Origin of the sequence: Streptomyces aureus, assembly GCF_000725495.1 — a bacterium.
Classification (GTDB): domain Bacteria; phylum Actinomycetota; class Actinomycetes; order Streptomycetales; family Streptomycetaceae; genus Streptomyces; species Streptomyces aureus_B.
Window position 1 is genome coordinate 160,865 of record NZ_KL647039.1, and the last position, 22,618, is coordinate 183,482.

22 protein-coding genes are annotated in these 22,618 nt (G+C 72.0%); 15 read left to right on the forward strand and 7 right to left on the reverse strand.

The genetic code is table 11. The annotated features are described in order from the left end of the window. The first annotated feature begins 98 nt into the window (after positions 1-98). The gene (locus tag IO36_RS36905) at positions 99-1,133 is read left to right on the forward strand and encodes a UbiA family prenyltransferase (protein ID WP_078943677.1); all 1,035 of its coding nucleotides are present in this window, start codon (positions 99-101) and stop codon (positions 1,131-1,133) included. A 206-nt stretch (positions 1,134-1,339) separates the two neighbouring features. Here IO36_RS36905 and IO36_RS36910 read toward each other — a convergent pair whose 3' ends face one another. The 3 genes from IO36_RS36910 to IO36_RS36920 form a co-directional block, all read right to left on the reverse strand. After that, the gene (locus IO36_RS36910; RefSeq protein WP_245173616.1) at positions 1,340-2,065 is read right to left on the reverse strand and encodes a response regulator; all 726 of its coding nucleotides are present in this window, start codon (positions 2,063-2,065) and stop codon (positions 1,340-1,342) included. Next, the gene (locus tag IO36_RS36915; protein ID WP_245173617.1) at positions 2,062-3,198 is read right to left on the reverse strand and encodes a sensor histidine kinase; all 1,137 of its coding nucleotides are present in this window, start codon (positions 3,196-3,198) and stop codon (positions 2,062-2,064) included. Before IO36_RS36915 ends, IO36_RS36910 begins: the two co-directional genes overlap by 4 nt. Before the next feature lie 238 nt (positions 3,199-3,436). Further along, on the reverse strand, positions 3,437-3,748 hold the full coding sequence (locus IO36_RS36920) for a putative antibiotic biosynthesis monooxygenase (RefSeq protein ID WP_037626857.1): 312 nt from the start codon (positions 3,746-3,748) through the stop codon (positions 3,437-3,439). A 228-nt stretch (positions 3,749-3,976) separates the two neighbouring features. Between IO36_RS36920 and IO36_RS36925 the strand changes: the two genes are divergently transcribed. The 3 genes from IO36_RS36925 to IO36_RS36935 all read left to right on the forward strand — a co-directional run bounded on the left by IO36_RS36925 (position 3,977) and on the right by IO36_RS36935 (position 6,525). Next, positions 3,977-4,573, forward strand: a complete 597-nt coding sequence (locus IO36_RS36925) for a TetR/AcrR family transcriptional regulator (protein ID WP_037626859.1) — start codon at positions 3,977-3,979, stop codon at positions 4,571-4,573. A gap of 300 nt (positions 4,574-4,873) precedes the next feature. Next, complete coding sequence (locus IO36_RS36930) at positions 4,874-5,782, forward strand: helix-turn-helix transcriptional regulator (RefSeq protein ID WP_063764943.1); 909 nt, start codon at positions 4,874-4,876, stop codon at positions 5,780-5,782. Beyond that, complete coding sequence (locus IO36_RS36935) at positions 5,779-6,525, forward strand: HAD family hydrolase (RefSeq protein WP_245173618.1); 747 nt, start codon at positions 5,779-5,781, stop codon at positions 6,523-6,525. Before IO36_RS36930 ends, IO36_RS36935 begins: the two co-directional genes overlap by 4 nt. Positions 6,526-6,607: 82 nt before the next feature. On the opposite strand, the gene IO36_RS36940 is transcribed toward IO36_RS36935, so the two are convergent. Continuing rightward, positions 6,608-7,270 (reverse strand): 4'-phosphopantetheinyl transferase family protein, encoded by a 663-nt coding sequence (locus tag IO36_RS36940; protein ID WP_037626860.1) that lies wholly within the window; start codon positions 7,268-7,270, stop codon positions 6,608-6,610. Between the two features lie 345 nt (positions 7,271-7,615). Here IO36_RS36940 and IO36_RS36945 point away from each other — a divergent pair, with 345 nt between their 5' ends. From IO36_RS36945 to IO36_RS36985, 9 genes are all read left to right on the forward strand, one after another. Further along, positions 7,616-8,962, forward strand: coding sequence for a class I adenylate-forming enzyme family protein (locus IO36_RS36945; protein WP_037626861.1), 1,347 nt, complete (start codon positions 7,616-7,618; stop codon positions 8,960-8,962). Further along, positions 8,959-9,816 carry an SDR family NAD(P)-dependent oxidoreductase gene (locus IO36_RS36950; RefSeq protein ID WP_245173619.1) on the forward strand — a complete coding sequence of 286 codons (858 nt, stop codon included), beginning with the start codon at positions 8,959-8,961 and terminating at the stop codon, positions 9,814-9,816. Before IO36_RS36945 ends, IO36_RS36950 begins: the two co-directional genes overlap by 4 nt. Beyond that, entirely contained in the window at positions 9,810-10,088 is a 279-nt protein-coding gene (locus IO36_RS36955) for a phosphopantetheine-binding protein (RefSeq protein WP_037626864.1), read from the forward strand. Before IO36_RS36950 ends, IO36_RS36955 begins: the two co-directional genes overlap by 7 nt. A gap of 37 nt (positions 10,089-10,125) precedes the next feature. Continuing rightward, on the forward strand, positions 10,126-10,914 hold the full coding sequence (locus IO36_RS36960; RefSeq protein ID WP_245173620.1) for an AfsA-related hotdog domain-containing protein: 789 nt from the start codon (positions 10,126-10,128) through the stop codon (positions 10,912-10,914). Positions 10,915-11,116: 202 nt separating this feature from the next. Next, positions 11,117-11,446, forward strand: coding sequence for a YciI family protein (locus IO36_RS36965; protein WP_051901224.1), 330 nt, complete (start codon positions 11,117-11,119; stop codon positions 11,444-11,446). Next, a complete protein-coding gene (locus IO36_RS36970; protein ID WP_245173621.1) occupies positions 11,443-12,996 on the forward strand; it encodes an FAD-binding oxidoreductase in 1,554 nt (517 codons plus the stop codon). The genes IO36_RS36965 and IO36_RS36970 overlap by 4 nt, the downstream gene beginning before the upstream one ends. A gap of 39 nt (positions 12,997-13,035) precedes the next feature. Then, on the forward strand, positions 13,036-14,655 hold the full coding sequence (locus IO36_RS36975; protein ID WP_107065893.1) for an acyl-CoA carboxylase subunit beta: 1,620 nt from the start codon (positions 13,036-13,038) through the stop codon (positions 14,653-14,655). Further along, a complete protein-coding gene (locus tag IO36_RS36980; RefSeq protein WP_037626868.1) occupies positions 14,652-14,846 on the forward strand; it encodes an acyl-CoA carboxylase subunit epsilon in 195 nt (64 codons plus the stop codon). Before IO36_RS36975 ends, IO36_RS36980 begins: the two co-directional genes overlap by 4 nt. A gap of 74 nt (positions 14,847-14,920) precedes the next feature. Further along, complete coding sequence (locus IO36_RS36985; RefSeq protein ID WP_037626871.1) at positions 14,921-15,628, forward strand: ester cyclase; 708 nt, start codon at positions 14,921-14,923, stop codon at positions 15,626-15,628. An 89-nt stretch (positions 15,629-15,717) separates the two neighbouring features. On the opposite strand, the gene IO36_RS48710 is transcribed toward IO36_RS36985, so the two are convergent. From IO36_RS48710 to IO36_RS37005, 3 genes are all read right to left on the reverse strand, one after another. Next, the gene (locus IO36_RS48710) at positions 15,718-18,189 is read right to left on the reverse strand and encodes a hypothetical protein (RefSeq protein ID WP_245173622.1); all 2,472 of its coding nucleotides are present in this window, start codon (positions 18,187-18,189) and stop codon (positions 15,718-15,720) included. A gap of 563 nt (positions 18,190-18,752) precedes the next feature. Beyond that, positions 18,753-18,944 (reverse strand): hypothetical protein, encoded by a 192-nt coding sequence (locus tag IO36_RS37000; protein WP_037626874.1) that lies wholly within the window; start codon positions 18,942-18,944, stop codon positions 18,753-18,755. 394 nt (positions 18,945-19,338) lie between these two features. Beyond that, a complete protein-coding gene (locus tag IO36_RS37005; protein ID WP_037626876.1) occupies positions 19,339-20,136 on the reverse strand; it encodes a hypothetical protein in 798 nt (265 codons plus the stop codon). Between the two features lie 338 nt (positions 20,137-20,474). Here IO36_RS37005 and IO36_RS37010 point away from each other — a divergent pair, with 338 nt between their 5' ends. Next, entirely contained in the window at positions 20,475-20,972 is a 498-nt protein-coding gene (locus IO36_RS37010) for a DUF3293 domain-containing protein (protein WP_037626879.1), read from the forward strand. A 19-nt stretch (positions 20,973-20,991) separates the two neighbouring features. Further along, the gene (locus tag IO36_RS37015) at positions 20,992-21,201 is read left to right on the forward strand and encodes a hypothetical protein (protein ID WP_037626881.1); all 210 of its coding nucleotides are present in this window, start codon (positions 20,992-20,994) and stop codon (positions 21,199-21,201) included. Positions 21,202-22,618: the final 1,417 nt, after the last annotated feature.

A 22,618-nucleotide genomic window follows, 5' to 3' on the forward strand; every position in this document is an offset into this window, starting at 1 on the left:
GCGGTCCTTCCGATACTCCACCTTCCCCAAAGGGAGTACCGGTAGGACCGCCGATGGGGGATGTGTGCGTGGTCCGGGGTTCATTAGCGTCCTCGGCCATGGGGGTACACACCGCACGACTCAGCGCTCGGACAACGCAGACCCGCACGGGGACCGCTCCTCCTCCCCGTGCCTTCGACACCGCCCGGCACCCGGCCCGCGGGACGGGCGGCACCGGCCGCACGGACCTCGTCGGGGCCGCGGCCGCCCCACGAAAGAGCCTCGGCCTCCGTCTGTTCCTCGAGGAGGCCCGCCCCAGCGTCCAGCTCATCTTCCTGATGCGTTTCCTGACCGGCGCGGTCCTCGCGGCCGGCGGAGGGTTCTCCGGTCTCGGAGCGTCCGTGGTGGTGCCGGGTGCCGGCTGGACGCTCGCGACGCTGTTCACGTACGGGATCAACGGGGTGTGCGACGTGCACGAGGACCTGGTCAACAGGACGGGCCGCCCCATCGCGCGGGGCGAGCTGGCGCCCGGGACCGCGGCCGCGTGGACGTGGCTGTGCGCGGTCGGCTCCGTGGCCGCGATGCTGTCGACCGGCAGCGCGCTGCTCACCACGTACGACCTGCTGTTCCTGCTGCTCGGGTACGCCTACTCCGCGGCGCCGTTCCAGCTGAAGCGGACCGCCGCGGGAGCCTCCGGCTCGGTGCTCCTGATGGGGCTGCTGACCTACGCCGCCGGATGGACGGCCGCCGGCCGGACGCTGCCCACCGGTACGGATCTCGCGGTCGCCTCCGCGATGTCGCTGTGGATGGCCGCGGTGGGCGCGGTCACCAAGGACTTCTCGCACGTCGCCGGCGACGCGGCGGCCGGGCGGCGCAGCTCGGTCACGGCCTGGGGCGACACGACGGCCCGGTTCGTCGCCGCAGTCGGGGCGCTCGTGGTCGCCGGGGGCTTCGCGACCGTGGCCGCGCTCCGTCCCGCGCCCCTGGGACCGGCGGCCGCAGCGCTGCTGTGCGGCGCTGTCACGGTGGCGGTCCTGTGCCGGACGACCCGGGGGGACGCGGCGCGGGCGCGCACTCCCTACCGCGCCTTCATGGTGACGCAGTATCTGGTGCATCTGGCGGTCTTCGCGGCGCTCGTCCGGCCGACGCCGTAGGACCGTGCCGGCCGGCCCGCCGTCAGGGCCGTCCACCTTGCGGACCGGCCGTGCCACTGCCCGACCGTGCTGCGGACCGACCGTCCCGCTACCCGACCGTTCTGCGGACCGATCCTCCTGCGGACCGACCGCCGCGCGGCCCGGTGTGCGCGTGTCTCCCCGGAGTTCCCGGGGGACACGGACACTCCGGGCCGCCCCTTCTGCCCTCAGGCCCCGTGGCGCGGGCCCGCTCCGAAGCGGGGTTCGGCGGGGGCGCGGCCCGGAGCGGGGATCAGCCGGCGTTCGACCGCCTTGTTGACGGCGTCGATACGGGAGACGGCGTCGAGCTTGGCGAAGATGTTGCGCATGTGGCGCTTGATGGTGCCCTCGGCGATCCCGAGCCGTACGGCGATCTGACGGTTGCTCATGGCTTCGGCGACCAGGCCGAGAACCTCGACCTCGCGTTCGGAGAGGGTGCCCTCGGGTGCGGCCGGTTCGGGGCGCAGGCTCGCGGGGGACACGGAGACGGTGACCGTGCGCCCGCTGCCGCCGTCGCCGTCGCGCACGGCGGAGACCAGCGTCTCGCGGCCGGCGCTCTTGTGCAGATAGCCGCTGACCCCGAGCCGCAGCAGCTCCTGCACCAGCTGCTGGCCGTCGTACATGCTGAGCACGATGATGCGCAGGCCGGGGTCTCGCTCCAGGAGCCTGCGGACGGTCAGCGGCGGGTCGTTGCGGGGCATCTCGATGTCGAGCAGGACGACGTCGGGACGGTGTTCGGCGGCGAGCCGGACGGCGTCCTCTCCGTTGCCCGCCTGGGCCACCACCTGGAATCCGGGCTCGGTGCGCAGCAGGTCGCACAGGGCCTCGCGCAGCAGGGTGTGATCGTCGGCGACGAGGATGCGGACGATGCCGGAGTGCTCGCCGCCCGCCGAGGACTTGTCGTGCTCGTTCACCGGACGCCGTGGCCTTCCTTGATGGGTATCCAGATGGTGACGTGGGTCCCGCGACCGCGCGCCGAGTCGATGTGGAGGGTGCCGTCGACCAGGTCGGCCCGCTCCTGAAGCCCGGTCAGACCGTTGGCGCGGTCGCCCGCGCGGGTCCTGGCGGTGTCGAAACCTAGGCCGTCGTCGATGATCTCGGTCTGGATCTCGTGCGGCGCGATGTCGATGTGGACCACGATGTTGCCCGCCTCCGCGTGCCGGAAGGCGTTCCGCAGGCATTCGCGGACCATGATGAACAGTTCCTCGGACACGGGCTGCGGGATCCACTCGTCCAGGCCGCGCACCCAGACCCGCACCGGGGCCACCGAGTCGCCCATCGAGGCCACGAACTGGTTGATCGCCTCCTCGAGACAGCCGGAGACGGACGGGCGGCGCAGTTCGGTGACGAGTTCCCTGGTCCGCGCGAGCGTCTCCAGGATCGCCGCCTGGGCGGCCCGTACGGTCGGGGGCACGTCGCCCCCCTGCCGGCCCAGCTCGACCTCGTACAGCTCGAGTTGGCGCATGGCCAGGCTCAGCGAGTTGCCGACCTGGTCGTGGATCTCGCGGGCCAGCTTGCGGTGACCCTGTTCGTGCACCTCACGGACCCGGCCGAGCATGAAGGAGTCGTACGCGATCGAGCCGACCTCGAGACGGCGGCCGATGCCCTGCTGAAGGGCGCGGACGGCGACGGTGTACCCGTCGACGCGCTCGGAATCGTCCTCCCCGGCGTCCTCGATGCTCTTGAGCAGGTATTCGAGCACGGTGTCGAAGAGGATGACGCCGGCGCGCACCGAGTGGGTGAGGTGGATGCTCTGCCGGACGCGGATCGCGCCCAGGTCGACCACCTCGGCGATCTGGCTGTCGGTGACCGTGGTCCGTCCGAGGGCGATGCTCTCGGCACAATCGGCGAAAATTCGACGGGCTTGGAGCTCGCACTGCTGCCACGCGCGGGGCTCGCCGACGAGTGGGCTGCTGATGGCCCGCAGGCGTGCCGCATAGGCGGCGACGGCCGCGTCCTCGTAGGACCTGAAGTGGTTCACGGAAATACTTCCGGCGCCGATACGGTCGGCGCTGCTGCCGCTCCGGCTGCCCGTTAACTCGCTCAAAACGCCCTCCTCCCCCGTGGCGCAGAGCCACCCCCACAGCGTCTGATCCGGGTGCAGAGTAAGCATATTCAACAGAGTTCTGTCAGAAGGTGGCGCAAAAGCGCCCTTTGGAATTCATTTGAAAAAGCAACCGAATGCCGGCGGGACGGCGGACGAGGACGGCGGACGAAAACAGGCCCGGCAGCGGGGGGCTGCCGGGCCTGTCGGTGCCCACGAACGGTCGTCCGCGTGCCGGAACCTACGAGCGGCGGCGGAGCACCGAGGCGCGCACCTTCAGGAGCGTGGGGAGCAGGGCGTAGACCACGGCCGGGACGACCACGCCGGTGACGATCAGGTTGCGCAGCAGCACCGGGAGGCCCATGACGTAGGGGCCGATCAGGAGCTGCGCGAGGGTCAGGGCCGAGAAGACCGACAGCCAGGTGAACAGGAACCGGGTGTGGATCGAGGGCAGCGCCACCGGGGGCGCTGCCTGGGCCTGCGCCGCGGGCCGGGGAGCGGCGGTCGTGGTGGCGGCGATGGCCTCGGTGGTGCCGGGAGCGACGGTGGTCATGGCGGATTCCAATCCGGTCGGCGTCTGCGCTGCTGAACATCTGGATCGCTGGACCGCTCCGCCGGCCGCGGGGGCCGGACGGTGCGGGGTGATGCGGGGCGGTGCGGAGTCCTGGGGCCGGGACCGTGGTGCCTCGTCCCGGCGACAACCCAACTAAAGCAACCAACCAGTTGGATGTCAACCATCCAGTTGGTTGGCAATCGGGGGCGCGCGCCCTAGCCTGGAGTCATGACACGGGATCCGGGCCTCACCAAGGAGCGGCTGCTCACCGCCGCGACGGAAGAATTCGCAGCTCACGGGATTGCCGGCGCGCGCGTCGACCGCATCGCCGCGAGCGCGGGAGTCAACAAGGAGCGCATCTACGGCTACTTCGGCAACAAGCAGAAGCTCTTCGACGCGGTCGTGGGCCGGGCCCTCGACGAGGTCGCCGAAGCGGTGCCGCTCCACAGCGGGGACGACCCGGCCGAGTACGTCGGGCGGGTCTACGACTTCCACCGCGACAACCCGGTGCTCGTGCGGCTCCTGCTGTGGGAGGGCCTCCACTACCGCAACGAGGTGCTGCCGGGCGAGGACGGCCGGCGCGGTCACTACGAGGACAAGATCACCGCACTCGCGGGGAGCCTCGGGTTCTCCCCGGCCCTGGGCGACGCGGTGTCCGCGGAGGTCGCTCCCGTCCTGCTGAGCCTGATCGGCCTGGCCGTGTGGCCGCACGCGGTGCCGCAGATGGCACGGCTGATCCTGGACCCGTCCAAGCCGGAGACGGACCTGCGCGAGCACGTGGTGGAGTTCGCGAGGCGGGCTGTCGCGGCGCGGGTCGAGGTCTGAGGGAGGGGCCGGGAGTTCCAAGGGGCTGGGAGTTCCAAGGGGCCGGGAGTTCCAAGGGGCCGGGAGTTCCAAGGGGCCGGGGTTCGGAGCCGGCGCTTCGCCCCCGGTCGGCGGTGTATCGCGTGACGGGCGCGGGGTGTCCGGCGACCGGGGCATCCCCCTGCCACTTTCGGTCCGCGCACCCCCCGTCTTGGAGGCACTGGGCCCCTGCGCGGGCCCCGGCGGCTCTAGCGTCTTCGGCATGGAAGGCCCACGGGGGCACCGCCGAGGACCCAGAGGACCCATGGAGGTAAGGCCACCATGTCACCGCACCGCGCCGCTCTCGACCCAGTCGCCGCCCAGTCCCTGAACGTCGTTCTCTCCATCCGCGACGACCTGCAGCGCTACGGACTCGAAGGCATGCTGAGGTCCCTCCGCGAGGTCGCCGCCTGCCATGCCTTCGCCGACCTCACGTCCGCCGTGGACGCCGTGCGCGCCCCGGCGACCGACCTGCTGATCGTGGCCCCCGGGGGCACGGACCTGGACCCCGACTCCGTACTGCACCGCGTGGCCGCCTACGGCGTACGCGTCCTGCTGCTCCTGCCCGACCTGGACTCCGTGGACCTGCACCGGGTGGCGTCCCTGTCCGGCGCCTCGCTGCTCTGCTCGGAGGGTCTGCGGACCGAGAACCTGCACAAGGTGCTCGTCGCGATGGCCGGAGGCGAGGTGCACATACCGGCCGAGCTCACCCGCGACCTGCTCCAGCTCGCGGGGCGCGGACACGGCGACCGGCAGGCCGTCCAGGCGCCGCCCCGGCTGACACCGCGGGAGCGGGAGGCCCTCGGGCATCTCGTCGAGGGCCTCAGCAACAAGCAGATCGCCCGTCGGCTGCACATCTCCGAGCACGGTGTGAAGCGCCTCGTCGCCAGCATCCTCGCCAAGCTCAACTGCCCCAACCGCACGCTGGCGACGGTCCGCGCCCTGCGCGAGGGCCTGTGCGCCCCGGTGTCCCCGCACCCCGTCGGCCGCCCGGCACAGCGCTCCCCCGCGGACGGCGACGCCCTCCCCGCACAGCGCCCCTCCCCGGACGGCGGCGCCCTCACCGCGCACCGCTCCGCCCCGGACGGCGGCGCCCTCACCGCGCACCGCTCCGCCCCGGACGGGGACGTCCGCCCCGTCCCGTCGGCCGCCGGGCAGGCGGTCGCCTCCTCCCTCACGAACGGCTGGTGACCCTCCCCATGAACGCCTCCATCGCCCCCGCCGCCTTCTTCGACGTCGACGAGACCCTGGTCAACACGAAGAGCATGTTCCACTTCCTGCGCTTCTGGATGGCCCGGCAGGGCGACGACGGCAGCGGCCACGAGGCCGTCATGGCCGGTGTGCGGCGGGCCGCGGCCTCGGGCGTGCACCGCTCGGAGATCAACCGGGCCTACTACCGGCGCTTCGCCGGCGTGCCGTACGCGGCCCTGCTGGAGGCCGGACGGGACTGGTGGCAGGAGTACCGCCGGGGATCCGACGCGGTCGTCGTCCCGGCCTGGGCCGCGGCCACCCGGCACCGCAAGGCGGGCCATCTGGTGGTCCTCGTCTCCGGGTCGTTCCGGGGCTGCCTCGAACCGCTCGCCCAGGATCTCGGCGCGCACCGCATCCTGTGCTCCGAGCCCCTGGTGGACACCGACGGCCGGCTGACCGGCGAGGTCGTACGGCCGATGATCGGCTCGGTCAAGGCCGACGCCGTGCGCGAGACCGTCGCGGAGCTCGGCCTGACCGCCGCGGACTGCAGCTGCTACGGCGACCACTCCAGCGACCTCGACATGCTCGGCGCGGTGGGCAACCCGGTGGTCGTCGGCGGCGACCGGGTGCTGCTGGAGCACGCCCAGCGTCTCGACTGGCCGGTCCTGCCCGCGACCCCCGGGCACCTGCCGTCCCCGGACGCCTCCCCCGCGCGGCTGCTGACCGCCGCCGAACGGCGCTGAACACCCAGCCGGACGAGCCACGACGCGCTGTCGGCCCTGCGCGGGGCGCCGTCGTGGCCGCCGCGGCTCCCTCACCGCCGGCTCACCGGGCGCGTCGCACCGCGATCGCGGTGAGGACGACTCCGTCGCGCACCGCCCAGTGGCCGGTGAACCAGGCGACGCGGACACCGTCCACCACCGGCCCGGGCACCAGCAGACGGGCCGTGTACGTTCCCGCGTCCGGGTCGAAGGTGAGCCGGGCGTCGCGGAAGCCGAGCCAGCGCCGGGCCAGCGGATACCAGGCCTTGTAGACCGTCTCCTTCGCGCTGAACAGCACGGTCGCCCAGTGCACCGCGGGGTGGCTGCGCCCCAGTTCACGCAGGTGGGCCCGTTCGTCCGGGCCGGTGACGTAGTCGGCGAGCTTCTCGGGAAGCGGCTCGTGGCGCTCGGCGTCGATCCCGATGGAGTGGAATTCGCGGCTGTGCGAAAGGGCCGCCGCCCGGTAGCCGTCGCAGTGGGTCATGCTGCCCGTCACCCCGGCCGGCCATTCCGGCTCCCCTTTGGGACCCGAGCCGACCGCCGCCGGCGGCACTCCGAGCGCGGTCATCGCCGTACGGGCGCACCCCCGGGTGGTCACGAATTCGCGCCTGCGGTGCTCCACCGAGTCCGCCACATACGGCTGCTCCTCCGGGAACACCGGGGAGTCGATCAGATCGGCCGTGGTGTCGGCCACGGCGACGGCGGGCGGAAGTATCTGCCGAATCATTTTCTTCTCCTGGGAACGGCGCCGTGAAAAAGGCGCACCGGGGCCCGCCGCGCACGGCGGGCCACTGCCATCCCAGGACAAGGTCATGGCAGCACATCGCTGCCCCGATGGTGCCCTGCCCGATACCTCTTCCGCTACATGGCCGTCCGGGTATGCCCAAGCATTCCGGCCGTACGGCTACACCGGTTCGGCCACTCCGTACGAGGTCCCGGAAAAGGCAGATTGAAACCCGGAACAACACCGGCCTAGAGTTTTCCCATCGAAAGAGAGCAAGGGAATTCGCGGCCCGAACAACGCGACCGATAAACGCCACCGAACAATGCGGACGAATAACGGGAGAATTCGATGTCCCATCCTTTCCTGGACCGGCTGAAAACCTTCGGCGACACCGAGGCCGTCGTCTTCGAGGGCCGTTCCCACGGCTACGACGAGCTGCTGCGCCTCGTCGACGACTGGCGCGGCTTCCTGGACCGCCACCAGGTGGCCGCGGGTGAGGTCGTCACGCTCGAGGGCGCCTACTCCCCGCAGGCCTGCGCCGGCCTGCTCGCGCTGATCGAGCGCGGCGCGGTCGTCGTCCCGCTCAGTGCGATCCCGGGCGCCAAGCGCGCGGAGTTCCTGGACGTCGCCCAGGTGGAGGTGGTGATCGAGGTCGACGCGAACGGCGGCGGTCACCGGGCCGAGCGCACCGGACGCGAGGCGACGCACGAGCTGTACGGGCAACTGTGCGCCACCGGGCATCCGGGCCTGGTCCTGTTCAGCTCCGGCACCACGGGCCGCAGCAAGGCGTCGGTGCTGGACTTCGAGAAGGTCCTCGGCCGTTACGGCGCGCCGACCCGGCCGGGCCGCATCCTCTCCTTCCTCAGCCTGGACCACATCGGCGGCGTCAACACCCTGCTGCACACGCTCAGTCAGGGCGGCACCGTGATCACGGTGGCCGAGCGCACGCCGGACTCCGTCTTCCGGGCGGTCGACGAGCACCGGGTGGAGATCCTGCCCACCACGCCGACCTTCCTGAACATGGTGCTGATCTCCGGAGCCCACGAGCGGCACGCCACCGACTCCCTCCGGCTCGTCACGTACGGCACCGAGCCGATGCCGCTGCAGACGCTGCAGCGTCTGGCCAAGGCGCTCCCGGGGGTCCGGCTGAAGCAGACGTACGGCCTCTCCGAACTGGGCATCCTGCCCACCCGCTCCCGGGGCGACGACACGCTGTGGGTGAAGCTCGGCGACTCCGGGTTCGACCACAGGATCGTCGACAACGTCCTGTGGATCCGCTCGGAGATGGCCATGCTGGGCTACCTCAACGCCCCGGCCCCCTTCGACGAGGAGGGCTACTTCAACACGCAGGACGTCGTCGAGGTGGACGGGGACTGGGTGCGGATCCTGGGCCGCAACTCGGAGATCATCAACGTGGGCGGCGAGAAGGTCTACCCGAGCGAGGTCGAGAGCGTCCTGCTCCAGCTGGACAACATCGCCGAGGCCACCGTCAGCGGCCGGCCCAGCCCGGTGACCGGCATGGTGGTCAAGGCCACCGTGCAGCTGGTCGAGGACGAGGACCGGCGTGATGTCACGCGCCGGGTACGGGAGTTCTGCGCTCAGCGCCTGGAGCCGTACAAGGTGCCGGCGCTCGTCGAGATCGCCGCCGCGCCCCTGCACTCCGACCGCTACAAGAAGATCCGGAGCCTGGCGTGAGCGCCCGCGAGCCCTCGGCCGCGAGCGGAGCAGCGACGGAGGCTCCGCCCGGAGCCGCGCAGGCGGCCGCGACCGGAGCAGCGGCGGCGGCAGGGACGGAAGCCGGAACCGTGAAGGCGGCCGGTGACGGCGACCGCGTCGCCGTGATCAGCGGCGGCAGCAAGGGACTCGGCCGGCTCCTCGTCGAACGGCTGCTCACGGACGGCTGGCGGGTGGCGACGTTCAGCCGCTCGGCCAACGAGTTCGTCAAGGAGCTCCAGGTCACCGCGGAGGACCGCTTCCTGTGGGAGGCCGCCGACCTCACCGACCCCGACTCGCTGCGGGAGTTCGTCCGCACGGTACGGCGCCGCTTCGGCCGGGTGGACCTGCTGATCAACAACGCGGCGGTGCTGCACCAGGAGCTGTTCCTGACCACGTCCGCGAAGCAGACCGCGACGCTGATCGCCGCCAACCTGGTGGCCCCGATCACGCTCGCGCACGCCTGCGCCCGCTCGATGACGCGGCAGGGCGGCGGCCAGATCCTCAACGTCTCGTCCATCAACGCCATCCGCGGCTACCGCGGTGTCGCCGTCTACTCCGCCACCAAGGCGGGGCTCGACGGATTCAGCCGGAGCCTCGCCCGGGAGCTCGGCGCGTTCGGCATCCGGGTCAACTCGATCGTCCCCGGCTTCTTCGACAGCGACATGACGTCCGACGTCACGGACCGGAACCGGGAGCGCATCCAGCGGCGTACGCCGCTCGGTCGGCTCGGCGACATCCACGAGATCGCCGACGCCGTCCTCTACCTCATCTCACCCGACGCCTCGTTCATCACGGGGCAGACCATCGTCGTCGACGGAGGAATCACATGCTGACCACGACCGACATCACCGCGACCGTCCACGAGCGGATCAACGCCCTGCTGAAGGAGGACGGCAAGCCCGTGCGTCTGCTCACCGGGGACGAGCCCCTGGCCCGGATCGGGCTCAGCTCGCTGCTGCTGGCCCGGCTGATCATCGAGCTGGAGGCGGAGTTCGGCGCCGACCCGTTCGAGGAGGACTACGTGATCTCCGACGTGCGGACGGTGGGCGCGCTGGCCGACGCCTACGTCGAGACGCTGGCGAACCTGGCCGCGGCCGCCGCCTGAGCCCGTCCCGTCCACCACCACTTCCGGAGGACCGACCATGTCACGATCCACGGCACAGTCCGTGTCGCCCGACGCCGTCATCGCGGTCGGCGACCGTTTCGAGGACTTCCTCGTCAACCGCGGCACCGTCCCCGTCTCCGACCTGCTGGCCCGGCTGCGCTCCGGCGACATACCGGACGGCCTGACGGTCGGCATCGGGCAGGGCCTGAGCGACGGGGAGCTGGAGGAGATACGCGCCCTGGCCGACCGGCTCGCGCCGGCGGTCACGGTCGCCAAGCCCGGGGTTCCCGAGCGGGCCCGGCAGCGGCTCACCCACAAGCACGACGCCAAGAACGTCCTGATCGGGCCGGTCGGCCAGACCGGCGAGCACCGTTTCGCCGCCGACCTGGTCCTCGACCAGCAGGTGGAGGTCCTGGAGGACCACCTCACGGGCCAGCACATCCCGGCCATCACGCTCCTGGAGGCCGCCCGGCAGTTCTGGACGGTGGTCACCGAGCAGTTCTACGTCACCGGGCCGGACCGCACCCGGTTCGTCATCGGCTCGGTCGGCTCCACCTTCCACAGCTTCGTCTTCCCGCTCGCCGCGACGCTTCAGTACGAACTGCTGGAGCTGACCCGGACCCCGGTGGGGCCGGTCTTCAAGTGCCGGATCTCGATCCACCACGGGGACACGCTCGCCAGTGTGATCGACGCCGAGTACCGGGTGATCCCGGAGCCGTTCAGCGTCAAGCAGGAGAAGATCGCGGCCCGCCAGGCCGTGTCCGCGGAGCTGACCCGGCTGCGTGAGCAGTCCGCACCGGCGATGAGCGGCGACCGGGTGGCCTGAGACCCGGTCGGCCGCGTGCCACCGCCGGGCTCCCCGCACCCCCGTCCCCCTCCCCCCACCGTCGTCCCTGTCCGCACCGTCCCTGTCCCCCCACCGTCCCTGTCCCTGCGACCCCTGTCCCTGCGACCCCTGCCTCTGCGACCCCTGTTCCTTCGATCCCTGCCCCTTCGACTCCCTGCCCCCACGAACCGAGGAGAGACAGATGCTGTGGGCGATCCACTGCCTCGACGCGCCGGGCACCGCCGGCCTGCGGGCGGCCCTGAGGCCCGCGCACTCGGCCCGGCTCCGCGCCGCGGACGTACGGCCGGTGCTCTACGGACCCCTGGTCGACGCCGACGGCACCACCGCGGTCGGCAGCCTGATCGTGGTCGAGGCCGCGAACCGGAAGCAGGTGGAGGACTACGCCCTCGCCGACCCGTTCGCCGTGTCGGGTGTCTGGGCACGCATCGACATCCAGGCGTTCACTCCTTCGCAGCGCTCCCCTGTGCGGCTCACGGAGGAGGCCGCACAGGTCCCGGAAGGACGGCCGTGACCGCCGTGGGCGGCCGTCGCCGGCTCCCGCACGGAGTGGGTCCCTGGGAGTTCGCCGAGGCGCTCGCCGCGTTCAGCGCGGTGCTCGGCGACTCCCGGGTCCTGACCGACGAGGACATCGCCCTCCTCGGCTACGACGACCCGCAACCGGTGCTCGGCCCCGGGCACTTCGTCCCCAGCGCGGCGCTGCTGGCCGGCTCGGTCGACGACGTACGGCGCGTGCTGGACGTCGCCAGGACCTACGGGGTGCCGCTCGCGCCCGCCCTGCCCGGACGCAACACCGGGCTCGGCGGCGCGGCACCCCGGCTGCCCGGTGCCGTCGTCCTCGACCTCGGCCGGATGAACCGGGTGCTGGAGGTCGACGAGACCTTCGGGTACGCCGTCCTCGAGCCCGGCGTCACGTTCGTCGACCTCGCCGCCCACCTCTCCGCACGCGAACTGCCCTACCGGGTCGACCCCGTGGGCCTGGGCTGGGACAGCGTCGTCGGCCACGCCCTGGCCACCGGCGGCCTCGCCCCCTACGAGGACGAGCCCGCGCTGTGGTGCGGGATGGAGGTCGTGCTGCCGGACGGCGACCTCGTGCGCACCGGGATGGGCGGCCTGCGTTCCTCGCGCTGCGCCCATCTGTGGCCCTACGGCTTCGGCCCCTCCTTCGACGCGATGTTCGCGCCGCCGAACCTGGGGGTCGTCACCAAACTCGGCGTCCCGCTCCGCCCCGCGCCCCCGCACCGCCGTACCTTCACGGTCTCCGTCCCCCGGTCCGAGGACCTCGGCCCGCTCGTCGACGCCCTGCGGACGCTGCGCGCCGACGGGACGCTCACCGAGTCGCCCACCGTACGCAGCCTGCTCCTGGACGCGGCCGCCGCGGGACGCCGCCGCGACACCCTCCCCGGCGCTCCGGGCCCGGTGCCCGACGGCGACCACTCTCCCGTCATGGCCGACCTGGGACTCGGCCGCTGGAACGCCTACGGTGCCGTGGCGGGCAGCCGCCCCCTCGTGCACGCCCGGTGGGACGCCGTCCGCACGGCCCTGGCGCCGATCCCCGGGGTGCGCTGCCGGCTCGGCGAACCGGACGACGGCCGTGACACCCCCGGTCTGTGGGGCGACGCGGCCGACGGCTGGCTGGAGCACGGCGGACACCTCTCCGTGACGCCCGTGCTGCCGGCCACCGGCGCGGACGCGCTGGCGCAGTACACCCGGGTGCGCGGGCTCGCGCGGGCGGCCGGCAAGGACTATCTGGGCTCGTTCGTGGTGGGCCGGCGGGTGCTGCACCACCATGTGCCCCTCGTGTTCGACATCCGCGACCCGGACGACCGGGCCCGCACCCTGGCCCTGGGCGAACGCCTGGTCACGGACGCGGCGGCGGCCGGGCTCGGCGTACGGCACGCGCATCCGGCCCTGATGGACCGGGTCGCGGAGACGTACGCCTTCCACGGGCACGCGCTCCGGCGGCTCGGCGAACGGGTCAAGGACGCGCTCGACCCGGCGGGCGTACTGGCCCCCGGCGCCCACGGCATCTGGCCCCGCCGCTACCGCGGCCTGCGCCTTTGACCCGGTACCACCGAAGACCCGTACCGAAAGGAGACGACCATGACGGTGCAGACCGTGAACAGCAGCCAACTGGCCGAACTGGAGGAGGAGTTCGCGGCACCGGCCGCCCCGCCGTCGCTGCGGGCCCGCACCGCCGAACTGGAGGGACTGCGCGCGGGCGTGGTCGCGGGGGACGCCGCCGCCACCGGCCGGCAGCACGCCAAGGGCAAGCTGACGGCCCGGGAGCGCATCGAACTCCTGCTGGATCCCGGCTCGTTCAGCGAACTGGAGCCGTTGCGCCGACACCGGGCGACCGGCTTCGGGATGGAGGACAGGCGCCCGCACACGGACGGCGTGATCGGCGGCTGGGGCACGGTCCACGGCCGCACGGTCTTCGTGTACGCGCACGACTTCCGTATCTTCGGCGGCGCGCTGGGCGAGGCCCACGCGCAGAAGATCCACAAGATCATGGACCTGGCCCTCGCGGCGGGCGCGCCCCTGGTGTCCCTCAACGACGGCGCGGGCGCCCGTATCCAGGAGGGCGTCACCGCGCTCGCGGGCTACGGCGGCATCTTCCAGCGCAACACCAGGGCCAGCGGGGTCATCCCGCAGATCAGCGTGATGCTCGGCCCGTGCGCGGGCGGCGCCGCCTACTCGCCCGCCCTGACCGACTTCGTGTTCATGGTCCGCGAGACGTCCCAGATGTTCATCACCGGCCCCGACGTCATCCAGGCCGTCACGGGCGAGCGGGTCACCCAGAACGGGCTCGGCGGCGCCGACGTGCACGCCGAGACGTCGGGGGTCGCGCACTTCGCCCACGACGACGAGCCGGCCTGCCTCGAAGAGGTCCGCTATCTGCTCTCCCTGCTGCCGCAGAACAGCACCGAGACACCGCCCGAGGCGCCCTGCGACGACCCGGCCGACCGGCCCTGCACCGAGCTGCTGGACATCGTCCCCGCGGATCCGTCCCAGCCGTACGACATGCGCCGGGTGGTCGAGGAGGTCCTGGACGACGGGGAGTTCCTGGAGGTCCAGGAGCGCTGGGCGGCCAACGTCATCTGCGCGCTCGGCCGTATCGAGGGCCGTCCCGTCGGCATCGTGGCCAACCAGCCGCTGGTGCTCGCCGGGGTCCTCGACATCCACGCCAGTGAAAAGGCCGCGCGGTTCGTGCAGCTGTGCGACGCCTTCAACATCCCGGTGGTGTCGCTGGTCGACGTGCCCGGCTTCCTGCCCGGCGTGGACCAGGAGCACGGCGGCATCATCCGGCACGGCGCCAAGCTTCTGTACGCCTACTGCAACGCGACCGTCCCCCGGATCCAGATGATCGTGCGCAAGGCGTACGGCGGCGCGTACATCGTCATGGACTCGCGCTCCATCGGCGCGGACCTGTCGTACGCGTGGCCCGCCAACGAGATCGCCGTGATGGGTGCGGAGGGCGCCGCGAACGTCATCTTCCGCCGCGAGATCGCCGCGGCCGACGATCCGGAGGCGGCCCGGGGCCGGCGTGTGGCCGAGTACCGCGAGGCGCTGATGCACCCCTACTACGCAGCCGAGCGCGGTCTCGTGGACGACGTGATCGCCCCGCAGTCCACGCGCGCCGTCCTCGCCTCGGGGCTGCGGATGCTGGGCACGAAGAGCGCGCCGCTGCCGCACCGCAAGCACGGGAACCAGCCGGCATGAGCGGGGCCGACGGCATCCGCGTCGTGTCCGGCGAACCGACGCCCGAGGAACTCGCCGCCGTCCTGGCCGTCCTGCACTCCCTGGCGCACCAGCGGGTGGGTGACCTGCCCGCCGATGTCGTCCGGCCGGCCGCCTGGGCCCGCGCGGGCCGCACGCACCGACCGGACAGGATCTGGGGGCGGACCGCCTGAGCGCAGGGCATCGCGCCCCCGCGGTGGGAAAATGGGCGTGACAGAGCCGGACCCGGGGGATCGGAGGCGGCGACATGACGTTCGTACAGCTCATCGACTGCAAGACCAGCCGGTTCGACCGCATGGACCAGCTGATGGACACATGGGTCGAGCAGACCAAGGGGAAGCGGACCGCGACGCACAGCATCGTCGCCAAGGACCGGTCCGACTCCTCGCACTTCATCGAGATCGTCGAGTTCCCGTCGTACGAGGACGCGATGCGGAACTCGAACCTGCCCGAGACGGACAAGATCTTCCAGGAGATGGTGGCGCTCTGCGACGAGATGCCGACCTTCACGGACCTGGACGTGGTGCGCGACGACCAGCTCCACGCGGCGACCGTCCGCGGGTTCTTCGAGACGGTGGCCGCCCCGGGTGAGCTGCCGCCGCTCGACGGGCTGATGGCGGAGAGCTATCACGACCACGATCCCAGCCGCGAGCAGGACGCCATCGGGCTCGACGCGGTGCGGCGCGTGATCGAGATGTGGCGCGGCGGCTTCGACATGGCCTTCACGATCGAGGACCAGATCACCGAGGGCGACCGGGTCTGCACCCGGTGGACCTGGAACGGCACGCACAAGGGCGACTTCATGGGGATCCCGGCGTCCGGGAAGAAGGTCTCCATGACCGGCACGACCGTCTTCCGGTGCGGGGAGAACGGAAAGATGGCCGAGGGCTGGTGGCAGTACGACCGCCTGGGCCTGATGGCGGAACTCGGCGCACTGGACGCGATGGGCGGCTGAGCCATCGGCTCCCGTGGACCCGCGAGGGGCGGAGCCCCCTGTCCCGGAACACCGGGACAGGGGGCTTTTCCGGCAGGACGGACCCGGGATCAGACGGTCTCGGTGGGTCGTCGCACACCGTTCTCCCCGAGGTAGGCGTCCATTCCGGCCGCCGCGAGCGAGGAGAGGGAGCTCGGGTCGGGGCGGCCGTGCAGGCGCAGGAGTACGTGGTCGTCGTCGACCAGGCAGTCGGTGTACGGCAGGGTGCGGGACAGGAGTTGGGCGAAGTCGCCGCAGGCAGCCCTGACGTCGATGCTGTGCAGACCGATCCAGACGTGCAACGTGCCGTCCTGGACGGTCAGTTCGACGTCGACCGGGGTCCCGGCCGCGTCGGCGGCCTCACCGCACCACTTCAGCGTCTCGTGCAGCGCGCCAAGTTGGACGCGCAGGGGCTCGAAGGCGTCCCGGCGCATGTCGTCGCGGACCGTGACACCGGTGTCGGGCGCCTGGTCGCGCCACCAGTCCTGGACGATGTCGCGGACGGTCTTCTCCCACGGCCCGGTGTCCGCGGCGCGTCGTACCGCATCGGCGGCGAGCCGCCGGACGACGCCCGCGCTGTCGGTTCCATGTTCGGCGGCCATGCGCCGCAGCAGGGAACGGGGGCCCCGGCGGGTGTCGTGGACGGCCTGCTGGTACAGCTCACGCAGCGGATCGGGCACTGTCGTACCGTTCCGGCCGAGCAGGGCGTCGACGCGTTCGGCCCAGCCCCGGAACGCCTCCGTGTCCCCGGTGGCGAGGAGGTCGGCACCGAGGTCTCCGCGAGCGAGGATGCGGGTGCGCTGACGCTCGGTGGTGGCGCCGAGACCGCCGAACTGGGCACGCAGGAGGCCGGTCAGCAGGTCACGGCGGCGGAGGGCGAGGGTGTCGAAGGCGTTGGGGGAAGCGGGCGCGGCCAGGATGTCGAGGATTTCCTGGGCGGTCGCCTTCTTCGCCTCCTGTTTCCCGGTCTGCCCCTCGGGACGGGCGGTCCACCGGTGGACCTGACCCGTGGCGTCCCTCAGGACGGCGGTGGCGGTGAAGCTCCTGCAGTGGTCCGGTCCCGAGGTCTGCTCCTCGAAATCGCACGTCATGCCGTACACGGCCGCCAGTGCGTCGAGCACGGTCACCGGATCGTGCCGGTGGTCGAGCCCGGTGAGCCAGGTGTCCAGGACGACGGGGCGCCGCCGCAGGAGCTCCGGGCCGCGTACCCGCCAGGCCGCGGCGACCACCGCCTGGGCCGCGTCGGAGACCGCGCCCCGTCCCTCCCCGCTCTCGCCGTGACCGGTGAGCAGCCCGTCGCCCACGGCGAATATGCCACCGAGCCGAGAGGTGTCCTCGTCGGTCGAGGTGAGGAGACGGGCGTCGTCCTCGTCGAGCCGGAGATCACGGGCGAGCGCGGTACGGGCTCTGGTGTGGGCCACCATGTGGTCGATGACGAACGACCCCTGATGGGCGAGGAGGTCATTGGCCCGCTGGTGCGCCGCGCCGACCGCGGCCTGGTTCTCGTAGGCCCAGGACGCGTGAGTGAGGGCTTGGGCGAGCAGTCCGTCCGCCCGGTGCCCGAGTTCGAACATGGCTGCCAGGTCGACGACGGCGTCGCGGTGCCCGAGGTCCGGGAGGCGGTACGGCCGGGCGGGTACGGCCGCCGGGGTGCCGGCCGACGGGGCTGCCGGAGCGGCGGCCTTCGCCATCTGCGGGTACCTGTCCAGCAGGGCCTGGGCCGCGGCCGCGCGAGCCCCCTTCTTCGAACGTCCGACACCGAGGGCGCTCCGTCCCGCGCCGGTACGGGCGACGATCCGGAAGATCCTCTGGTGGTCCGGCCCCTCTTGTCCGTCGTCTTCGTAGGTCAGCCCTTCCTTCCCGAAGACGGACTGCGCTTTGGAGACCGGGTCGGGCCCGGTCTCCGCCGACGGGCGGTGGAGATCGGGCCACACGGCGGCGACCAGCCGCCGTGCGGTGTCGTACGCGCCGGTCAGGCTGAGTACGCCGAGGATCTGCCGGGCGACGCCCTCGCCCACGGACGGCGCCGGCTTCTGCGCCTCCCCCGTGCCCATACGGGGCAGACCGCCGCCGGTGGCCCACCTGCCCAGGGCCAGTTCCGCGGCACGCCGCCGCCGGACGTGATCGGCAGACTGCTCACCGGACTTGTGCGGCCGGGCCCACTGCGCATAGGCGTCCAGGAGGATCACGTCGAGCGCGGTGGCACCGAGCCGGTCGAGCAGACCGAGCACGTACGGGCTGACGGCATCGGCCTCGTAGCTCTCGTAGAGGTGGCTGCGGTGTTCGGCGGCCAGCCCGAGCCACGCGACGGCCTCCGGAGTGGCGTCCCACGTTCCGGCGGTTTCCCGTACGGACGTGCGCACCTTCTCCCCGGCGCCGGCCACCAGTTCCGTGGGCGGGGTGATCAGCGGCGGATACGTGACGTCGCGGGAAGCGAGCTGCCGCTCGGCGCGGGGGACCCCGCGGACGGGTCCGGCCGGCGCACGGCGGTCCGCGCGGGCCGGCCGGGCCGGAGCTGGGACGGTGCTTCTTCGCCACGGCACCGCCCCGGTCGAGGACGTCCCGGAGGTCGGCGAGGAGCCAGGTGGGCAGGCCTCTCCGGGGTTCTCCACCGTTGAAGAAGTCACCGGCCAGGTCGACGCAGTACTGCCATCTCTCCCACTCGGAACGGCTCGCGTACCGCTGGGCGAGCCCGCGGAGCACCGACCGCATACGGGCGTACGGCACCTGTCGTCCGCCCAGGGTGTACGCCGTCCGGCCCCGTGCGGCCTCGATCGCGAGGGCGATGCGGTGCACGGGCGTGGGCGGTGCGGTCTCCCGCAGTGACACGATGCCGACCCAGTGGTTCATGACCCTCCCTCGGCGGGGTGGCACGGCCCGGCACGCGGTGAGGGGGCGTGGCATGGGCACGCTCCCCCGGCGACGTACGGGCGTCCCCTCCCCGACCTGCTGTTCCCCCCTCCCGTCGTGTTCCCCGTCTCCGGCGATCACGACGGAACTCCCTGATCAGGCTAGGTCGCCGCCCTTCCCCTGGACAGGGGTTCGGGGGATCTTCCCGAAGGCGGGACGTGCCGTACGCCCGACGTGCGGCAGCACGTACGATCTCCTACGCGGGACGGGGCTCGGTCGCCCGCGAGCCCGTTCCGCTCGCCTTCGCCCGACGGGTGCCCGTGCCGGGTGTCCCGGAACTCCCGGCGGTCCGCGCCTTCTGCTTCGCCTGCAGCCGTTCCGCCTGCTTCTTCTTCCGGGCCTGCTCCCTCCGCCGCTCCCGTTGCAGGTCCGCTGCGGTCAACACCATGTACGCGGGCGCGATCCTGGGGAGTCTCTGCTGTCGGTCCACACCCCTGTCCGCGACGGGGGCGGCCCGGACAGCGGGAGTCGCCGAGAGGCCGCGGGTCGGAGGCTTCTTCGCCCGCTTGCCGGTCCGGCCCGATTTTCCGGGCGCAGCCGGGCTCGCCGGCTTCTCAGCCCTGACCGGAGCGGCCCCCAGTCCGTTGCGTCGCCGCTCGGCGTCGCGGGCGAACTCCGCGTTCAGCAGAGCACGTCGACGCCGGAGCTCGGCCTCCCGCTTGGAGACACGCTCAGCAGCCGCTCTCGACTTGGTACCGCCCTTGGCGGTCGGTTTTCCCGGCCGTCGGACCGTCCCGTTGTCCATCACACCTCTATGCGGCACGGGGCGTCGTGCCCCGTTGTCAGTAGTCCAGGTCGGCCAGGCGGACGTGGCAGCGCCACCAGTCCACCGACCACTCGCAGGCCATCTCGCAACCGGCCTCGGTCAGCTGCTCGGTCGCCCGCCGCAAGCAGTCCCGCAGCCCTTCCAGAGTGCTGACGTCCGGGATCTCGTCGCGAGGGCGGAACACGGGCGCGTAGTGCATGACGTGCTGCTCTCCACGGCGCGTACCGGTTATCCGGAGGCTCGGGGCACCGTCGTCGTTCACGATCGACGCCTGGCAGCGGATCGCGTCCGTCTCCTCGTCGGGGCCACCGTCGGAGGGGCCGAAGTCCTCGCCTTCCCGGGCGGGGTCGGTGACGTCGCTCTCGCAGGAGAACCAGACCAGATTCCAGGATCCGTCGGTGTCCCACCGCTCCGCGTCCAGCTTCCTCTGCGCGACTTCGGTGAGGGAGGTGAGTTCCTCGACCGTGTGAGGGTCGAAGTCCGGCAGGAGTTCGCGGCTCAGGTCGAAGGAAGGGTCCTCCGCCATTCCTCCGGCACAGGCGTTCACGAGTCTGAGGACGCGCGGGTCGATGTCCTCGTCGCCCTCGCCCTCGCCGCCCTCCTCGTCCATCAGGCAGTGACGGCGATCGAGCTTCGCGTAGCGCGGCTCGGGCGGCTCACAGCTCAGGCAGAGGCCGGGCATGCCGTCGCAGGTGCAGGTGTCCGTGTCGTCGGCTTCGCCGTGGACCGCGACGACGTCCTCGTCCCACACGGCGTCGCGATCGACGACCGGGAGGTCCGTGCGGTCCGGCTCGGTGTTGGAAGGTACGGGCATGCCAAGCAGCCTCCGGAGTCAAGGGACCCCGGTAGCGCACTGCCGCACCCCGGTGATCTGCACGTTCCCGCGCACCTCGCGCGGGCCGGTCGCCGTCCGGGCGTCTCGCACCCGGACGCAATGCGCTCCCCTGAGCCAAGGTTTGACGCCGGATCACACGACCGAGCGCGAAGTTAACACCAGCACCGACCTTCCGCAAGATCTTCACAAGCTCTTGCCCCGAGGCCGCGATCATGAAATGTTGCGGCTGACCGACCCGGCCGGACACGGCGGGGTTCGGAGACAGCACGATCTCCCTGCACGAGCCGTAAGGGGGTCTTCGTTCCGAGGAGGCCCTTGTGCACGCCATCGACGCATCCGTCACGCCCCTCAACTGGGACCTGTACCGGGCCGCGGTCGTGGACATCCGGTTCCAGGACCGGACCGTTCACGTCGAACCGCGTTCTCCGGGTACGGCCGAGGGTCCCTTTCCGGAACCGGCCGAGGGAGCCACCGTCCACGTGATCACCGCATGGAATCCCCGTGGCCGCACGGCCTCCCCCGACGCCAACGCGCGCGCCCACCGCCTGCTGCTCGTCGAGGTCCGCCACCGTGGTCTCACCTCGTGGCTCGCGGAAGGCGGCGACGTGCGGGGCACGCACCACGAGGAGAGCGTCGCCGTCGTCGGCCTGGGCGACACGGCCGCCCGCGAGCTCGGCCGCCGGTTCGGACAGGACGCGGTCTTCGCCTGGACCTCCGACGCGTGGCGTGTCCTGGCCTGCGACGACGACGCCGCCTCGGTGAGCGGGTGGGTGGCGTCCGAGAGGGGCCGGTCCACAGGTCCGGGCGGGCATTGAGGCAGGCGGGAGCAGAGCCATGGGCATGTACCCGATGCGTACCCCGGACCACTGTCCGCGCTGCGGCAGGCGCCTCTCCGACCCACCGGCCGAGCGGGTCAGGGCCGATGGCTTCCCGGCCGAGGTGACGTACGCGACCGACCCGGTGTGCGGTGCGCGCTGGCACGTGTGGGACAGGACGTCGCCACTGCGCCGACTGGCCCGGCCGCATGTGGAGGGCCCGGAGTGACGTCCCGCCCGCACCGGGAGAGGCGGCGGCCGACTGCCCGTGAAGGCGGGCGACCGACCGCCCCGCCCTCACATCAACCGCGCGCGGCCATCCGCACGAACGCGGCCCACTGAACGGCGCCGAAGCAGCGCAGGAAGTCCACGCCCGATTCCGACTCTCCACCACCCGCACCCGAGTCCGCACCGCCGTCCATGCCGCCTCACCCTCGCCGACTCCACGCTCCGTGATCGCAGGCTAGGACGCCCGTGCGTCAACCAAGCAGATGACCAGGCAAGTTGATTCGTGTGAGTGAAAGCCTCCACAAAACCTTTCTTCACCCAATGCGCCTGTCTGACCACATTCCGTGCGGTACGGTCAGCACAAATACGGCCCCCGCTACGGCTGCAACCGATCGCGAGGGCCTGAACCACCAGTGGAAGTTAGGGCTCCCACCGTGATTTACAGGCACCATATCGCGCCCCCGCGCGCCTTCACCCAGCTCTCCCACGAGCTCATCCGGCACCCTCGACTGTCCTCCGACGCGGTTCGCCTCCTGACCTGGCAGCTCTCCCTTCCCGAGGGGGCGCGCGAGTCCCTCTCACGCACTGCCGAACGCGCCCGCATCGGAGCGACCGCCTTCACTCGTGCCAAGCGCCAGTTGAAGGACGAGGGTTTCGTGCACGAGCGGCGCGTCCAGGGTCCCGGCGGCCAGTGGGTCACCCAACAGCTCGTCTCCAGCGTTCCGTTGAGCCCCGCCGAGGCGGCCAAGCTGCTCGCCCGGATTCCCGTGGGCGTCGGCACCACCCCCGAGCGGGTGTCGTCGCAGGTCGTACCGAGTCCCCGGATTCCGGCCGTCGGTGACCCGACCACCCCGCTCACCGACGGCTATCCCGATAATGACCCTGAAAGGAACACCTCCCACCAACCCCCCGAACCCCCCGGGCGGCCGGCTCCGCCCAAGCCGGGGACGGCCCGGACCCCCGAGCCGGAGACACCTCGGACACCCCGCACCCCCGAGATCCTCGAAGCGGCCCGCGCCCTCACCGCCGCCTACCCCCTGCTCTCCCCCGAGCTCCGGCACATCCCGCGCGCCATGCACGCGGAGTTGACGGATCTCACCGCCCGCTGGCTGGAGGCGGGGCACCCACCCACCGCCGTCCGCATGCACGTCCTCCGCGGCCTCCCCGACGACGGCACCCCCGTACACCGCCCCGGTGGCTTGCTCCGCCACCTCCTCCGGGACGTACCGCCCCCGCCCGACGCCCCCGCACCCGCCCCCGGGCACGCCCCTCTCGCCGCCGTCGCCGGCCCCGCCTCTCGCGCCGCCTCACCGGCACCCGGGAGTGCGAAGGCCACCACACCCAGCCACGGCTCTTCAGGCCGATCGGCGAGGAGTCCCTGTGTCCGGCCTGCACGGCCCGCCGCACCCCGCCGGAAC

Bases quoted from the DNA above. Each gene is read 5' to 3' on its own strand.
- IO36_RS36905 (WP_078943677.1), top strand. From the start codon at position 99: ATGGGGGTACACACCGCACGACTCAGCGCTCGGACAACGCAGACCCGC.
- IO36_RS36920 (WP_037626857.1), bottom strand. From the start codon at position 3,748: ATGACCACCGTCGCTCCCGGCACCACCGAGGCCATCGCCGCCACCACG.
- IO36_RS36925 (WP_037626859.1), top strand. From the start codon at position 3,977: ATGACACGGGATCCGGGCCTCACCAAGGAGCGGCTGCTCACCGCCGCG.
- IO36_RS36930 (WP_063764943.1), top strand. From the start codon at position 4,874: ATGTCACCGCACCGCGCCGCTCTCGACCCAGTCGCCGCCCAGTCCCTG.
- IO36_RS36940 (WP_037626860.1), bottom strand. From the start codon at position 7,270: ATGATTCGGCAGATACTTCCGCCCGCCGTCGCCGTGGCCGACACCACG.
- IO36_RS36945 (WP_037626861.1), top strand. From the start codon at position 7,616: ATGTCCCATCCTTTCCTGGACCGGCTGAAAACCTTCGGCGACACCGAG.
- IO36_RS36955 (WP_037626864.1), top strand. From the start codon at position 9,810: ATGCTGACCACGACCGACATCACCGCGACCGTCCACGAGCGGATCAAC.
- IO36_RS36960 (WP_245173620.1), top strand. From the start codon at position 10,126: ATGTCACGATCCACGGCACAGTCCGTGTCGCCCGACGCCGTCATCGCG.
- IO36_RS36965 (WP_051901224.1), top strand. From the start codon at position 11,117: ATGCTGTGGGCGATCCACTGCCTCGACGCGCCGGGCACCGCCGGCCTG.
- IO36_RS36975 (WP_107065893.1), top strand. From the start codon at position 13,036: ATGACGGTGCAGACCGTGAACAGCAGCCAACTGGCCGAACTGGAGGAG.
- IO36_RS36980 (WP_037626868.1), top strand. From the start codon at position 14,652: ATGAGCGGGGCCGACGGCATCCGCGTCGTGTCCGGCGAACCGACGCCC.
- IO36_RS36985 (WP_037626871.1), top strand. From the start codon at position 14,921: ATGACGTTCGTACAGCTCATCGACTGCAAGACCAGCCGGTTCGACCGC.
- IO36_RS37000 (WP_037626874.1), bottom strand. From the start codon at position 18,944: ATGGTGTTGACCGCAGCGGACCTGCAACGGGAGCGGCGGAGGGAGCAG.
- IO36_RS37005 (WP_037626876.1), bottom strand. From the start codon at position 20,136: ATGCCCGTACCTTCCAACACCGAGCCGGACCGCACGGACCTCCCGGTC.
- IO36_RS37015 (WP_037626881.1), top strand. From the start codon at position 20,992: ATGGGCATGTACCCGATGCGTACCCCGGACCACTGTCCGCGCTGCGGC.